The 14,920-nt window shown below is 67.2% G+C and carries 11 protein-coding genes and 1 tRNA gene; 3 read left to right on the plus strand and 9 right to left on the minus strand.

Translation table 11 applies throughout. The features are described from left to right. Positions 1-201: 201 nt before the first annotated feature. Complete coding sequence (locus ABU113_RS12120) at positions 202-345, plus strand: hypothetical protein (RefSeq protein WP_454559759.1); 144 nt, start codon at positions 202-204, stop codon at positions 343-345. On the opposite strand, the gene ABU113_RS12125 is transcribed toward ABU113_RS12120, so the two are convergent. The 7 genes from ABU113_RS12125 to ABU113_RS12155 form a co-directional block, all read right to left on the minus strand. Then, positions 334-1,239: a DNA adenine methylase gene (locus ABU113_RS12125; protein ID WP_454559760.1), complete on the minus strand. Its 906-nt coding sequence runs from the start codon at positions 1,237-1,239 to the stop codon at positions 334-336. The genes ABU113_RS12120 and ABU113_RS12125 overlap by 12 nt on opposite strands. A 325-nt stretch (positions 1,240-1,564) precedes the next feature. Beyond that, a tRNA-Lys gene (locus ABU113_RS12130) sits at positions 1,565-1,640 on the minus strand. Between the two features lie 68 nt (positions 1,641-1,708). Next, positions 1,709-2,839, minus strand: a complete 1,131-nt coding sequence (rodA, locus tag ABU113_RS12135) for a rod shape-determining protein RodA (protein ID WP_454559761.1) — start codon at positions 2,837-2,839, stop codon at positions 1,709-1,711. A gap of 4 nt (positions 2,840-2,843) precedes the next feature. Then, positions 2,844-4,838 carry a penicillin-binding protein 2 gene (gene mrdA / locus ABU113_RS12140; RefSeq protein WP_454559762.1) on the minus strand — a complete coding sequence of 665 codons (1,995 nt, stop codon included), beginning with the start codon at positions 4,836-4,838 and terminating at the stop codon, positions 2,844-2,846. Positions 4,839-4,860: 22 nt separating this feature from the next. Further along, complete coding sequence (gene mreD, locus ABU113_RS12145; protein WP_454559763.1) at positions 4,861-5,391, minus strand: rod shape-determining protein MreD; 531 nt, start codon at positions 5,389-5,391, stop codon at positions 4,861-4,863. Beyond that, positions 5,388-6,302 carry a rod shape-determining protein MreC gene (mreC, locus tag ABU113_RS12150; protein ID WP_454559764.1) on the minus strand — a complete coding sequence of 305 codons (915 nt, stop codon included), beginning with the start codon at positions 6,300-6,302 and terminating at the stop codon, positions 5,388-5,390. The genes mreD and mreC overlap by 4 nt, the downstream gene beginning before the upstream one ends. A gap of 81 nt (positions 6,303-6,383) precedes the next feature. After that, positions 6,384-7,430, minus strand: coding sequence for a rod shape-determining protein (locus ABU113_RS12155; protein WP_454559765.1), 1,047 nt, complete (start codon positions 7,428-7,430; stop codon positions 6,384-6,386). A 759-nt stretch (positions 7,431-8,189) separates the two neighbouring features. Between ABU113_RS12155 and mutL the strand changes: the two genes are divergently transcribed. Continuing rightward, entirely contained in the window at positions 8,190-10,007 is a 1,818-nt protein-coding gene (gene mutL / locus ABU113_RS12160) for a DNA mismatch repair endonuclease MutL (protein ID WP_454559828.1), read from the plus strand. Between the two features lie 43 nt (positions 10,008-10,050). On the opposite strand, the gene ABU113_RS12165 is transcribed toward mutL, so the two are convergent. Both ABU113_RS12165 and ABU113_RS12170 read right to left on the minus strand, forming a co-directional pair. After that, positions 10,051-11,226 (minus strand): GNAT family N-acetyltransferase, encoded by a 1,176-nt coding sequence (locus ABU113_RS12165; RefSeq protein WP_454559766.1) that lies wholly within the window; start codon positions 11,224-11,226, stop codon positions 10,051-10,053. 64 nt (positions 11,227-11,290) lie between these two features. Then, positions 11,291-13,405 (minus strand): TonB-dependent receptor, encoded by a 2,115-nt coding sequence (locus ABU113_RS12170; RefSeq protein WP_454559767.1) that lies wholly within the window; start codon positions 13,403-13,405, stop codon positions 11,291-11,293. Between the two features lie 197 nt (positions 13,406-13,602). On the opposite strand from ABU113_RS12170, the gene ABU113_RS12175 reads away from it, so the two are divergent. Continuing rightward, positions 13,603-14,880, plus strand: a complete 1,278-nt coding sequence (locus ABU113_RS12175) for a glycosyltransferase (RefSeq protein ID WP_454559768.1) — start codon at positions 13,603-13,605, stop codon at positions 14,878-14,880. Positions 14,881-14,920: the final 40 nt, after the last annotated feature.

The raw sequence follows: 14,920 nt of genomic DNA on the forward strand, positions 1-14,920 counted from the left end.
TGCAAACTCCACCATAACGATGAACCCGGTGGCCACCAGCGACGCCGCATTCCGGGGTGGGGCATGCCCCACCCCGGAATACACCATCGCCTACACCGGAAATTACACCACGAGCGCGGACGCTAACTCCTTGAACTGAAAGACCCAGACATCTGCGGCGGCTGCTATTGGGCATTCCCCGAATCTTATGACCACATTGCGATGCAGCAGGTGCGGCGTCTCGAAGTGATTTGGCCGGACGGGGAAGCTGCAACCTTCGACGCGATCAAGGCTCGCCTGGCAGCAAGGGGCGAATCCATCGACGCTGCAATCAAGCGTCTGCTGCTGACAGAACTAGATGACTAGTTCGTGCTGGCGCGGGGCTTGCTCCCGTCCGACACGAATGGTCGTGAATTCGGCGCGCAGGTCGGGGCTTAGGTAAAGGCTCTCGATTGTTTCGTCGGCTTTCCCGGAGAGGGTCGCTTGCGAGGAGCGACCCGTATGGATGAACGTCTGAGTCATGCCTAGGTGGTCGGGCAGCGGCGGACCATAGACCTTTTCTCCTGTGCTGCCGTCATAGCTTAACGCGACCGACAGGCCGCGAGCCAGAACCTGCTCAAGTCCACCGACAAGCCTCTCTTGTGTCATTTGTTCCGCATAGCGCAGGTCACGCCCGATGCTTGTGCCCATGTATGGAGGGTCGAGGTAGATGAAATCGCCCTCCACTGCATCGGCAATTGTGGCAGTCCAGTCGCCCGTCCTGACTACAGTGCGCCCTTTCAGCAACTCCGACGCGCCCATCATCGCGTTTCGCATTTTGTCAGGACGCATCCCTAGGCGACGCTTATCCACCGACTGCGTGAAATGACCTTTGCGATTGAAGCGGACAGCGTTCTTAACGCACCGCGCCATCAGATACAGAATGTCGATGGGGTCGCCCTGCTCATTGTAGCGAGCGCGAACCTCGTTGAAATAGCCGGGGCCAGCGTCAGCTTGTCCGTGCCAGACAGTCTCGTATCTCTCGGCAGCTCCAATGGGGTCAGAGATTATCAGTTCCCATAATGCGGTGAGGCTGGCGAGTGAATCACCGAGAATAATTTGTTCGGGATCGCGATAACGAGCTGCCCAGATGCTCATGGCAGCGGACCCGGCGAACGGTTCATACCAAGTGCCAACCTTCATCGGCACGACGGTCCCTATGGCGTCCGCAAGACGCCGCTTGCTGCCCTGATACGGAATGGGGTGCGGCAGCTTCTGCATCGTTTTCCTTTGCGATCAAAACAAGAACGTGGTTAGCAGCGGGCTAGCTCATTGGCAACGACCAGTCAGTGCATCGAGTAAAAACCGCGCTCGGTCAAAAAGGCCGGCTCCGCGACCTGCGCCACCCGAATTGCCAGCATACCCTTAGGGGCGGTTCGTGGCGCTCGAATCTGTGTGACCACAGGCAGTTGCGCGTCGGTGCGTAGCTGCTGGCGAAGCGCGGTTGCCTCGCCGCGCAACCTTACAACGCCCTTACACAGCATTCGCACCGTAATGTAAGAGTGCTTGCCGTGCGGCGTAAGCGGCTGTTTTAATTGGTAGAATGTGGTGGACGCACTAGGGCTCGAACCTAGGACCCGCTGATTAAGAGTCAGCTGCTCTACCAACTGAGCTATGCGTCCACGTCGCCGAAGCGGAGAGCGGCGGATACACGAGGTGGCGGCGTCTGTCCAGCCCCCTGGTGCAGCTTTCACGAATAATTTGGTCCTTCCTCGATCAGCGTCCGGTCGCGGCTCAGCGAACAGGCGAACAGCAGGCCGAACGCCATCAGCACCGTCATCATCGCCGAACCGCCGTAGGAGATCAGCGGCAGGGGAATGCCCACCACCGGCGCCAGCCCCATCACCATCATCAGATTGATGCAGACATAAAGGAAGATGGTGATGGTGAGCCCGCCGGCCAGCAGCCGGCCGAACTGCGAGCGTCCGGTCAGTGCCACCCACAGCCCCCAGCCGATGAGCACGGCATAGCAGGCCAGTACGAACAGGCCGCCCAGCAGTCCCCATTCCTCCGACATCATGGCGAAGATGAAGTCGGTGTGCATTTCCGGCAGGAAGTTGAGATGGCTCTGGGTGCCCTCCAGGAAGCCCTTGCCGGTGATGCCGCCCGAGCCGATGGCGATCTTCGACTGGGTGATGTGATAGCCGGCTCCCAGCGGGTCGTTCTCCGGGTTGAGGAAGATGTCGACACGCCGCCGCTGATAGTCGTGCATGAGTTGCCAGGCGATCGGCAGGCTGCCGGCGAAGGCCACGGCACCGCCCACGAACAGCCAGCCATTGAGCCCGGCCAGGAACATGATCCCCACCGCGCCGGCGGTGATCAGCGTCGCCGTGCCGAGGTCAGGTTGCAGCATCACCAGTCCTGCCGGCACGGCGGTCATCACGACCGGCGGGATCATCCGGTAGGGGTTGGTGACATAGACGCGCGGCAGGAAGTGGTAGTACCGCGCCAGTGCCAGCACCAGCGTCAGTTTCATGAACTCGGATGGCTGCAACCGGATGATGCCGAGGTCCACCCAGCGCTGGCTGCCGCCGGCGACGGCGCCCAGCAGCTCCACCACCAGCAGCAACCCGACCACGACGGCGTAGGCCGGATAGGCGATGCGAAGCCAGAATTTGAGGTCAACGCTGGCAATGGCCAGCATCAGGCCGAGCAGTACGACGAAGCGCAGACCCTGGCGCATGGCGAAGGGCTGAAAACTGCCGCCACCGCCCGCTGCCGAATAGAGCACCGCGATGCCGAAGCCGCCCAGCACGGCAATGGTGAGGACGATCCACCAGTTCAGGCGGCGCAGCTTGTCGGGGATGGTCGGCGCGTGCATCGGCTCAGTCTCCGGTCGCCGGCGTATCCGGCGGCGCGCTTGATGCCGCCACCGGATCGGGGCTCACGGCGGTGCCGGGGCTCTCCGGCAACGGCGCGGTGGCGGGGGCATCGGCCGGCGTGCCGGCGGGGCTGGCGGCCTCGTCTGTGTTCCCGGCGGCGGGCTGTGTGGCGGCGGTCGACGGTGTGCGGTAGTCACCCCGGGCGATGTCCTGCTTGAACAGGAAGGACAGGATGTCGCGGGCCACGGGCGCCGCCGCCTTGCTGCCCGAGCCGCCATGATCGATCACCACCGCGCAGGCATAGCGGGGGCGGTCCACCGGCGCGAAGGAGACAAACAGCGCATGGTCGCGTTCGCGCCACGGCAGGCTGTCGTTGCTGCGGACCCCGCCCCGCCGTTCGGCCATGGTGATGCGGCGCACCTGGGCGGTGCCGGTCTTGCCGGCCATGGCAAGGCCTGGCAGACGCAGGCGGGCGCCGATGGCGGTGCCGCGGCTGGAGTTGACCACATCGCTCATCGCCTGACGCACCAGGGCCAGGTGCTCGGCGGGGACGTCCAGCAGCGGTGCGGGCCTGACATCCTTGCGCAGCAGGCGTGGCACCACCGCGCGGCCGCTCGCCAGGCGCGCGGACATCACCGCCAGCTGCAGCGGCGTCACCTGGAGATAGCCCTGCCCGATGGAGGCGTTGAGTGTTTCGCCCGGCAGCCACTTCTTGCCATGGCGTTTCAGTTTCCACGCCGGATCGGGGACGAGGCCCCGTTTCTGGGAGGGTACCGGCAGGTCGTAACGTTCGCCAAGCCCGAACTTGCGCGCCATGTCGGCGATCGCCTGAATGCCGATACGTCGCCCGAGATCGTAGAAATAGACGTCGCAGCTCTGGAAGATGCCGCTGTGCATGTTGACGAAGCCGTGGCCGCGCCGCTCCCAGCAGTGGAAATAATGGCTGCCGAGTCGATAGCGGCCGCTGCAGCTGATGCCCTCCTCCGGCGTCACGCCGCTGGCCAGACCGGCGAGAGCGGTCAGCATCTTGAAGGTGGACCCCGGCGGGTAGACTCCCTGGAAGGGCTTATTGAGCAGCGGATGCATCTCGTCGCCGAGCAGCGCCTTCCACTCACGGGTCTTGATACCGGCGGAAAAACTGTTGGGGTCGAAGGCCGGTGTCGAACAGAGTGCGAGGATCTCGCCAGTTTCGACGTCCATGACAATGGCCGAGCCCGCCTCGCCCTGAAGCCGCCAGGCGGTGAAGACCTGGAGTTCGCGGTCCAGTGTCAGCTCGATGGTGTCGCCCGGGGTGTCCTGCGTACGGCCCAGCGTGCGTACCACCCGGCCCCGCGCGTTGACCTCCACCTTGTCGGCGCCGGCGCGACCGCGCAGCCGGGTGTCGAAAATCTCCTCGATTCCGCCCTTGCCAACCTTGAAGCCTGGCAGACGCAGCATCGGGTCCGGGTCGGCGTCCACCGTCTCCGCCGACGGTGACCCCACATAGCCCAGCACATGGGCCACCGCCGGGCCGTCGGGGTAGTAGCGGGTATAGCCCTGGATCGGCTGAAGGCCGGCCAGCTGCGGCATGTTCACGTTGAGCGCGGAGAAGGCCTGCCAGTCGATGTCGCGCGCGACCTCAACCGGCATGAAGCCCGGCACCCGGCGGACCATCTTGCGCACCGTGTCGCGGTCCTCCTCGGTGAGGGGGAAATGCCGGGCGATGGCGTCCAGCGTCGCTTCCAGATCCTTCACCTGCTCCGGTACCAGCGCCAGCCGGTAGTCCTGACGGTTGAGCGCCAACGGATAGCCGCGACGGTCGACGATCAGGCCGCGCCGGGGCAGGATGGGCCGGATCGAGACGCGGTTGTCCTCGGCCAGCAGCTTGTAGTGTTCGTTCTGGAACACCGACAGATAGGCTGCGCGTCCGGCGAGCACCGTGAACAGCGTGGCCTGTCCGGCGCCGACCAGCAGGGCGCGGCGGGTGAACAGGTGCTGGCGATCGGCCTCGGTTTCCATTGGCGTGACAGTGCCCGCCCTCTTACCACTTGTCCACGAGGCGCGTCTGCGCCAGCGCGCACAGCCGGGTCATCAGGGGCCAGGCCGCCAGGGTGGTCGCTGCCTGCACGAGGAAGGGCGTCAGGCCGATGCGTGGCTCGAAGGGAAGCAGCAGGGTCCAGGTCATGACCTGGAACAGCAGGATCACCGGTGCCGCCACCGCAAGGCCGAAGATGTACGGCCGCGCGAGGAAGGCGGTGATCTGGCTGCCCAGCCCGGCACGGACCAGCACGAACAGCAGGGCGTTGAGGCCCAGCGGCATGCCGAGCACGATGTCCACCGCCAGCCCGATCAGGAAGGCGGCCCAGGCCGGCAGCAGGTTCGGCCGGTGTGTTGACCAGTAATACACGCCCAGCAGCGGCAGGTGCGGCAGGGTGGGGCCGGGCAGGAATACCGGCAGTACCATGATCAGCATGCTGCCCAGGATCAGCAGCGCCGGAATCGCCGTCCGCCAGGCTGACAGCAGCAGTGCCAGCCGCTCCTCGCGGGTCATCAGCACCCAGGGCTGGGTCATGGGGCGGTGCTCCCGTCTTGCGCGGGGGCGGCGGGAAGCGCCGGCGCGAGGCCTGGCGAGGGTGCCGGGGGCTGCAGGGCTTCCGGCACGAAGGGGCGCAGGATGACCACGAAATCCAGGCCGCCGGGGTTGGCGAGGGGACGTGCCCGGGGCTCGGCGCCCTGCGGCGTGGTGACGAGGGCAACCGGAATCCCTGGCGGGAAGGTGCCGCCATCACCGGAGGTGACAAGGCGGTCACCCTGCCGCAGCGGCCGGCCAGGGGACAGGAATTCCAGCAGCAGTTCCGGTTCATTGAGTCCGGTGGCGATGGCGGTGCGGCTGGTGCCTTCCACGCGTACCGGCACCCGGCTGGCAAGATCGGTGAGCAGGAGCACGCGCGCCGATACCTGGCCGACATCAACCACCTGTCCGACCAGGCCATCGGCGTCCCGGACCGGCTGGCCACGCGCCACGCCCTCGCGGGCGCCGAGCAGGACAATGGCACTGCGTACGTAGGAGCCGGCGGTCGAGCCGACGATGCGCGCCGTTCCCACCGTCTGCTGGCCGGGCTCGACGATCCGCAGCAGCTGCTTCAGACGGGCGTTCTCGGCGACGACGGTACGGTAGCGGCTTTCAATGGCCTGCGCGCGCCGCAGCCGCTTTTCCAGCTCGGCGTTGCGGCGATGTACGAAGAAATAGCGCTGGACCTCGGTGACGCCCTGGCGAACCCACTCCACCGGCGCGCGCAACACGCTGAGCGCCGGGGCGATACCATCCAGGGCCACGCCCGACATCATGGCGGGCGGGATCGAGCGGTTGGCGATCAGCATCAGGCTGCCCAGCAGCACGAGAAAGATGACCATCCCGCGACCGATCAGCCAGCGCCAGCGGGCGCGGGGATAGGGGGGCGTGGTGGCGGGCGGCAGCGGCATCCCGCGATCCTCATCTGCGACTGTGGCGGCCCTGGAACGTCAATCCCGTCAAGCCGGCCCGGGGGCCAGTACCGGGCAGGCTCAGTAGGCGGTCGTCAGCACGCCGCGATACATGGGGTCTTCCAGCGCGCGTCCGGTCCCCAGGGCGACGCAGCTCAGCGGCTCCTCGGCAACGGAGACCGGCAGGCCGGTCGCCTCGCGCAGCACCCGGTCGATGTCGCCCAGCAGGGCGCCGCCGCCGGTGAGCACGATGCCCTTGTCGACGATGTCGGCGGCCAGTTCCGGCGCGGTGTTCTCCAGCGCCACCTTGACCCCCTCGACGATCGCCGACACCGGTTCCGATAGCGCTTCCGCCACCTGGGCCTGGTTGATGATGATTTCCTTGGGCACGCCGTTCATCAGGTCGCGGCCCTTGATCTCCAGCGTCGCGCCGGTGCCGTCGGCGGGCGGGTAGGCGGTGCCGATTTCCTTCTTGATCCGCTCGGCGGTCGATTCGCCGATCAGCAGGTTATGGTTGCGGCGGACATAGTTGATGATCGCCTCGTCCATCTTGTCGCCGCCGACGCGCACCGAGCTGGCGAACGCGATGCCGCGCAGGCTGAGCACCGCGACCTCGGTGGTGCCGCCGCCGATGTCGACGACCATCGAGCCGGTCGGCTCGGTCACCGGCAGGCCGGCGCCGATTGCCGCCGCCATCGGTTCCTCGATCAGGTAGACCTGGCTGGCGCCGGCGTTGTTGGCGGCATCGCGGATGGCGCGGCGTTCCACCGACGTCGAGCCCGACGGCACGCAGATGACGATTTCCGGGCTGGCGAACGAGCGCCGGTTATGCACCTTGCGGATGAAATGCTTGATCATTTCCTCCGCGACATAAATGTCTGCGATCACGCCGTCGCGCAGCGGGCGAATGGCCTCGATGTTGCCCGGCGTGCGGCCCATCATCAGCTTCGCCTCGTTGCCCACCGCCAGCACCTGCTTGCGGCCGTTCTCGTTCTTGATGGCGACCACCGACGGCTCATTGAGCACGATGCCGCGACCGCGCACATAGACCAGCGTGTTGGCCGTGCCGAGGTCGATCGCCATGTCCGACGAAAGGAAGTTGAGAAAGCGGCTGAACATCCCTGCCATGCATTGCGTCCGTTTATCGAGGGGCCGGTCGGCTGAGTGAATGGGAGCGCGCCCGAATCGGGCGCTTTCGGCCGCGCACAATGGCGAGTCCGGCAAGGCCCGCCAAGAGGAATCTGCACCCTGGGCGGGCAGCGGGACGCGACGGGGCGACCAGGCGCGGGCGAGGGGGAGAGACAGGAGCGATGAAAACAGGGGGATGAAAATTGTCCGGCGCGGTGCCGATCCCAGGGAGGGGGGATTGGAATCAACACCGCGCCGGTAGAGCGAACGGGCTTGCATGGTAGACCGCTGAGGGGCTGGTGCGGTCGCTATGCTCAGGTGCCCGGACGCCGATCGCTGTCTTTCACTACGCTGGCGACCCGATCGATCCCTCGGAGAAACTGGCCGAGGCCCATCTGCTGGACTTCCCGCATCAGACGGGCGAGGCGGGCGTGGACAACCGGAGCGGGGATGACGCGGGAAAGCTGGGGGGAGGCTTTCGGCGCGTGGATCGCTGCCTGCTGGACACTGGCCGTAACCATCTGACTGGACCTTTCTGGACCGGGATCGATCAAGCGCGACGCAACAATCTGGAAGCCACTCGAACAATGAGGTCATTATTGCTATTAGCAATTAAAGAAAAGTGAAGAGTGCAGCCGCGGGCTGTGCGACCTTCGTCGTAATGCTGCCCGCACATGCCAGCCGGCACCTGCCACCATGCGCACCGCCGGTGCCACTGGCGGCTTTCCACGCCGGATGCCCCGCGTCTATGGTGCGGTCATGTCCATTCGCCGTCTGCCCGATCATCTCGTCAACCAGATCGCCGCTGGCGAGGTCGTTGAACGGCCCGCCAACGCCTTGAAGGAACTGGTGGAAAACGCCGTCGACGCGGGCGCCCGCCGCGTTGTTGTCGATCTGGAGGAGGGTGGGCGACGGCTCATTCGGGTCACTGATGACGGGTGCGGCATGACCCCGGACGAGATTCGCCTCGCGCTGGAGCGCCATGCCACCTCCAAGCTGCCCTCCGATGACCTTGCCACCATCCGCACCCTGGGCTTCCGGGGTGAGGCACTGCCCTCCATCGCCTCGGTGGCCCGCTTCGACATCGCCAGCCGCCCCGCCGATGCGGCTTCCGGCTGGCGGGTGGTGGTGGACAACAGCCAGCTGGTGCAGGACGCGCCGGCGGCGCTCAATCCCGGTACCCGGGTGGCGGTCGAGGATCTGTTCGGCCGGCTGCCGGCGCGGCTCAAGTTCCTGAAGTCGGAGCGCGCCGAGCTGGCCGCCTGCGTCGATATCGTCCGCCGGCTGGCGATGGCGCACCCGGCGGTCGCCTTCACGCTCACCCACAATGGCCGCACCCTGTTCCAGAGCGCGGCCCAGGCCGGCGACCTGTTCGCCGCCGGCGCCGGCCGCCTTGCCGACGTGCTGGGCGTCGAGTTCGCCGACAACGCGCTGGCGGTCGATCTGGCCCGCGACGGATTGCGGCTGACCGGTTTCGCGGGCCTGCCAACCTACAGCCGGGGCGTCGGCGACCACCAGTTCCTGTTCGTCGACGGCCGGCCGGTGCGCGACCGCCTGCTGTTGGGCGCTATTCGCGCCGCCTATCAGGATGTGCTGGCGCATGATCGCTTTCCGGTTGTCGCGCTGTTCCTGGAAACGCCGGAGGGGTTCGTTGACGTCAATGTCCACCCGACGAAGGCGGAGGTGCGCTTTGCCGACCCGGGGCTGGTGCGCGGGCTGATTGTCGGGGGCCTGAAACACGCCCTGCGCGAGCATGGCCAGCGCACCGCCACCACGGTTTCCAGCGCGGCGCTCGGCGCCTTCCGGCCGCTGAACGCCCCGTTGTCGGCGCCACCCCGGCCCTCGACGCCGGCAATGGCCGAGTGGACGTTGGCCTACAACACGCCTGGTGCTGGCGCCGGGCTGGCCCAGCCGGCGCTGACGCCGTTCATGCCGGGTGCGCGTGCCGCCGAGTCGATGCCAGCCGTCGAGCCCGCGGCGCCGGCTGCCGAGTCCTACCCGCTCGGCGCCGCGTGTGCCCAGATCGCCAACACCTACATCGTCGCCGAGACCGACGACGGCGGCATGGTGATCGTCGACCAGCACGCCGCCCACGAGCGGCTGGTCTATGAGCGGATGAAGGCGGCACTCGCCGCCGGCGGGGTCAAGCGGCAGGTGCTGCTGTTGCCGGAGGTCGTGGAGCTCGATCTGATCGCCGCCGACGCGCTGGAGACCCGCGCCGACGAACTGGCGGCGCTGGGGCTGGTCGTCGAGCGTTTCGGGCCGTCGGCGGTGCTGGTACGAGAAGCGCCGGCACTGCTCGGTCAGGCGGACATCATCGGTCTGGTACGCGATCTTGCGGACGAGATTGTCCACCTCGGCGAGGCGCTGTCGCTGACCGAGAAGCTGCATGAAGTCTGCGCCACCATGGCCTGCCATGGCTCGGTGCGCTCCGGCCGGCGGCTGTCGCCGGCGGAGATGAACGCGCTGCTGCGGGAGATGGAGGCGACTCCCAATTCCGGCCAGTGCAACCATGGCCGGCCAACCTGGCTCAAGCTGGGCGCCGGTGACATCGAAAAGCTGTTCGGCCGGCGCTGAGGCCGGCGTTCGTGAGCAGGCAAGGCGGCGGCGTTGTGGCCGCTCAGTCGTGGTCCTCGGCGGTGTCGGGGCCGGCGGCGGGGCCGGGGCCGCGCCGATAGGGCGTGAAGCGGCCGAGATAGGCGATGTCGGCGGCCACGGCATGGCGCTCGCGGTCGAGGAAATCCGCCACCGCGCGGCGGAAGCCCGGATGGGCGATCCAGTGGGCCGAGGTGGTGCGCACCGGTTCGTAGCCGCGCGCCAGCTTGTGCTCGCCCTGGGCGCCGGCCTCTACGGTGGCGAGGCCACGGGCGATGGCGAAGTCGATGGCCTGATAGTAGCACAACTCGAAGTGCAGCATCGGGTGGTGCTCGGTGCAGCCCCAGTAGCGGCCGTACAGGGTGTTGGCGCCGATCATGTTGAAGGCGCCGGCGACCGGACGATCACCGCGGTAGGCCAGTACCAGCAGCACCTGGTCGGCCATGGTGGCGCCGACGCGGGTGAAGGCGTCGCGGGTGAGGTAGGGCCGGCCCCATTTTCGGGCGCCGGTATCCTGATAGAAGGCCCACAGTGCGTTCCAGTGCGACTCGTCCAGCGCCGCGCCGGTCAGCGCCCTGATCTCCAGACCGCTTTCCAAGGCCTGCTGACGTTCGCGACGGATCGTCTTGCGCTTGCGCGAGGCCAGCGTCGCCAGGAAATCGTCGAAGCTGGCATAGCCGCGATTGACCCAGTGGAACTGCTGGTCGTGGCGGATCAGCCAGTCGTCGGCCTTGAACAGGGGCACCTGGCCGGGCGCGATGAAGGTGGCGTGGGCCGAGGACAGGCCGGCGCGTTCCACCAGTGATCGCGCGCCCGCCAGCAGGCTGGCCGCCGCCGCCCGGTCAGCCAGCAGCAGGCGCGGCCCGGTGGCTGGCGTGAACGGCACGGCGATCTGCAGTTTGGGGTAATAGTCGCCGCCGGCGCGCGAGAAGGCGTCCGCCCAGCTGTGATCGAACACATATTCGCCGTAGGAGTGGCTTTTGCCATAGGCCGGCATCACACCGGCGATGGCGCCGCCAGTGTCGCGCGCCACCAGGTGCAGCGGTGTCCAGCCGGTCTCCGGCGTCGCGCTGCCGCTGGCTTCCAGTGCGGTCAGGAAGGCGTGGGCGACGAACGGATTGCCGGCGCCGGCGCAGCGGTCCCAGTCGGCGGCGGGAATGCTGGCGATGCTGTTGGAGACACTGACGGTGAACGCGGTCATGCGTTCACCTTAAGCGGATTTCGCGCGCAGAAAAGAGGCCGGCGCCCGGGCGCCGGCCGTCGGGTCAGAAGCCGATGCGGGCGGTCAGGCGGAAATCCCGGCCAGCCAGCGGTGCCACGTCCTTGAGGAAGGAGGCATGACGGCGGGCATCGACGTCGAACAGGTTGTTGAGCTGGGCCACCAGTGACACCTCGCGGTTCCGCCCCCACGGCCGCCAGGTCGTCGCCAGGTTGACCATGGTGTAGCCGTCGGTGGGGAATTCGTAGGCGCCGACCTTTTTCTGGTCGTCCACCAGTTCCACCTCGCCGCGCGCGTCCAGCGTCTCGGACTGACCTTCCAGGCCGACGAGCAGGCGTTTGGCCGGGATGCGCGGCAACGGGGTGCCGTCGTCGAGGTTCTTGGCGCGGGTGATGTCGCCGGTGACGTCGCCGACGAAGGTCCAGCCGGCGGCGCGGCCGAGCTCGACCGAGGCCTCCAGTTCCAGGCCGTAGTATCGGGCATCGACCTGGCCATAGCGCAACACCGGCAGATCCTCCGCGATCTCGCCGGTTGCCTCGGCGAGGATGTAGTTGGAGAAGCGGCTCCAGTAGGCGGTCAGCCCGAAGCTGTAGCGCTCGGCACGGGCACGCAGCCAGGCCTCCGCACCCCACGCCTTTTCCACCTTCAGGTCCGGGTCACCGATCTCGTAGGAGCGCGTCGCCGCATGGGCGCCATCGAAGAAGAGTTCCTCGGCCGCTGGCGCGCGGGCGGTGCGCGACACGCTGGCGCCCAGCCGCCAGGCATCGGCCAGCTTGTAGTTGGCGGCCAGCGAGCCGCTGACACTGTCGAAGTGGCGCCGGGCGCCAAGGTCGCGCGCGCTTACCTTGTCGCGGTCGTAGCGCAGCGCGCCTTCGATGGTCAGCGGGTCAAACTCCAGCGCCTGCAGGGCGAAGGCGCCGAACTGGTTGGTGATGTTGTCCGGCAGTACCAGTTCCGCGCCGCGTACCTTGAAGTCACGCCGCGCCAACTGCACGCCGAACGCACCCCGCCAGGCGCCGCGCTGGCGCTGGGTCAGTTCCAGCCGGCCCTCGTAGCCATTGTTGCGGAACGTCGTCTCGACCTCGCCGTCGGCGATTTCCGAATGCTCGTATTTTGCCCAGCCGAAGCGGAAACGGGCATCCTCGATGAAGCCGTCCGAGAACCTGTACTGCGCCTTGGCGTCGATCCTGGTCTGCTTCAGCTTGATCTGGATGTCCTCGTGGCTGTGGCCGTGGTCATGATCCTCGTCTTCCTCGTGGTCATGATCCTCGTCCTCGTCGTGATCCTCGTCAGGCACATAGTCAGCCAGGGTCAGCCGGGGGTCGAAACTGTGGCCGGGAATGCCGTATCTGGTCTCCAGCCGGCTGACGGCAATACCGATCATGCCGTTGTCGAACAGCTTGCTGACGCCGACAGAGCCGCTCTTCACCCACAGCGCGCTGTTATCGAGCGTACCGTGCTCGTCGTGTTCCTCGCCGACGTCGGCCAGTCGTGCGCGCAGATACTTGGAATCGGCGTGGCCGCCGATCTCCATGTCGCCGGTGTCGCGATAGCTGGCGCCGACATGGACCGCCACCGAGTCGTCAAGACGGGCGGTGATGCCGGTGGCGGCGCTGAAGTCGTTGGCCGCCGTGCCATAGCCCATCGAGGCGTGACCATCGATGACGTCGGCCGGCACGGTGAGCGGGATGCGGTCGTCGATCTGGTTGACCACGCCCCCCATGGCGGCGGCGCCGTAGAGCAGGGTCGCCGGCCCACGCAGCACCTCGATGCGGGTGGCGGCGGTGGGGTCGTCGGAGACCGCATGGTCGGCCGAGGTGTTGGAAACGTCGATGCTGCCGATGCCGTCGATGAGGATGCGGATGCGCTCGCCCTGGAAGCCGCGCAGCACCGGCCGCGAGGCGCCGGGGCCGAAGGAGGTGGCGGAAACGCCCGGCAGCGAGGCCAGGGTGTCGCCCAGCGTCGCCTTCATCGCCCGTCCCAGGGCGTCTGCTGACAGCACTGAGGTTGCCTGCAGCGTGTCGAGCCGCTCGCGCATCAGCGGCGCTGTCACCACCAGGTCTGGTGCCTGGCTTTTCCTGTCTGCGTCGGTCGCATTCGCCATGGCGGGTGCGCTGAGGCCAAGGGCGCTCAACCCGATCAGGCTGGCAACGGTTTTCATCTGCTTACTCCCTGCACAAGCTATGCAGCGGTGGTATATGTGATGTTATTACATGTCAATCAGGGCTGGGGCGCACATATTGCGACCGCGAAAGATTTGTCGCGCCGCCACACTTAATTCACAGTCTGGTCATGCCGGGTTCATACCGGAGTGGATAAGGTATCCTCTGACTTCTTGCATCGGCAGCAGTTGAGCCCATGACATTCGCCCTTCCGCAACCCCGGCTGGACAGCGCGCTTCACCTTTTGAAGCGTGGCGATGCCGCCATGCGCGACAACACGACCTCACAGGTCGATGTCGCCGTGCTGGTGTTCGACCTGCGGGGGTCGGGCGTCGTGCGCAATGCCTTGCGGATCGCCGAGCGGGTGGTGGCCGCCGGCATGAGCTGCGATCTGGTGGTGGTGCAAGGTGGCGGCGATTTCCGCCACGCGCTGCCGTCGTCGTTGCGACTGGTCCAGCTTGGCGCCGACGAGGGCGGCAACCGGGCGGTGGCGACGCTGCGGGCGGTCCCGGCGTTGCGGGCCTATGTCGAGGCCCGGCGGCCAGGCGTGCTGTTCTCCTCCGGCAATCATGTCCATCCCTTGGCGGCGCTGGCCCTGCGTGGGGTCAAGCAGCCGCCCAAACTCGTCATGCGCGCCTCCAATGACATGGTGCATCCGCGCAAGCGCGGCTGGGAGGCGCTGGTGGCGCCGGTGGTGGCGGCGCTGGCCCGGCCGTGGCTCAAGGCGATGTTCGCGGCGGCCGACCGCATCGTCGCGGTATCACGCGATCTGGCTGGCAACATCGCCCGTGATCTCGACCTGCGCGACCATCGCATCGACTATCTGCCCAACGGTATTGATCTGGCGACGGTGGCCCGCCAGGCGGCCGCACCGCTCGATGATCCATGGTTTTCTCCCGGCGCGCCGCCGGTGATCGTTGGCATCGGCCGGCTGGTGCGGCAGAAGAATTTTCCACTGCTGGTCGAGGCCTTCGCCCGGCTGCGCGCGCATACGCCGGCGCGACTGCTGATCCTCGGTGGCGGCACGCCGGCGGCCACCGCCCGGCTGCGGGCACAGGCCGAGCGCCTGGGTGTCGCCGACGATGTACGACTGGCCGGCTTCTGCGCCAACCCCTTCGCCTATCTCAGGCGCGCCAACCTGTTCGTGCTGTCGTCGTCGTGGGAAGGCATGAGCAACGCCCTGCTGGAGGCGCTGGCCTGCGGCTGCCCGGTGGTTGCCACCAACTGCCCGACCGGCACGGCGGAAGTGCTCGCCAATGGCCGCTTCGGGCCGCTGGTGCCGCTCGATGATGCCGCCGCGCTGGCCGATGCCATGGCCTGGCGGCTGGCGCGCCCCCGTGCGGCCGAGTCGCTGATGGCGCGCGCGCGCGTCTTCTCACTCGACGACACGCTGGAAAGCTATATCCGGGTGTTCGCCGAGGAACTGGGCCGGCCGCAGCCTCGACGCTCGACTGGTCTGCCAAAGGTTGCCTGACCGTCAACCCTCGCGCTGCCGTTGATCACGACTGTCGAGC

The sequence above is a fragment of the Parapedomonas caeni genome, from assembly GCF_041060555.1.
GTDB lineage: Bacteria > Pseudomonadota > Alphaproteobacteria > Sphingomonadales > Sphingomonadaceae > CAUJIW01.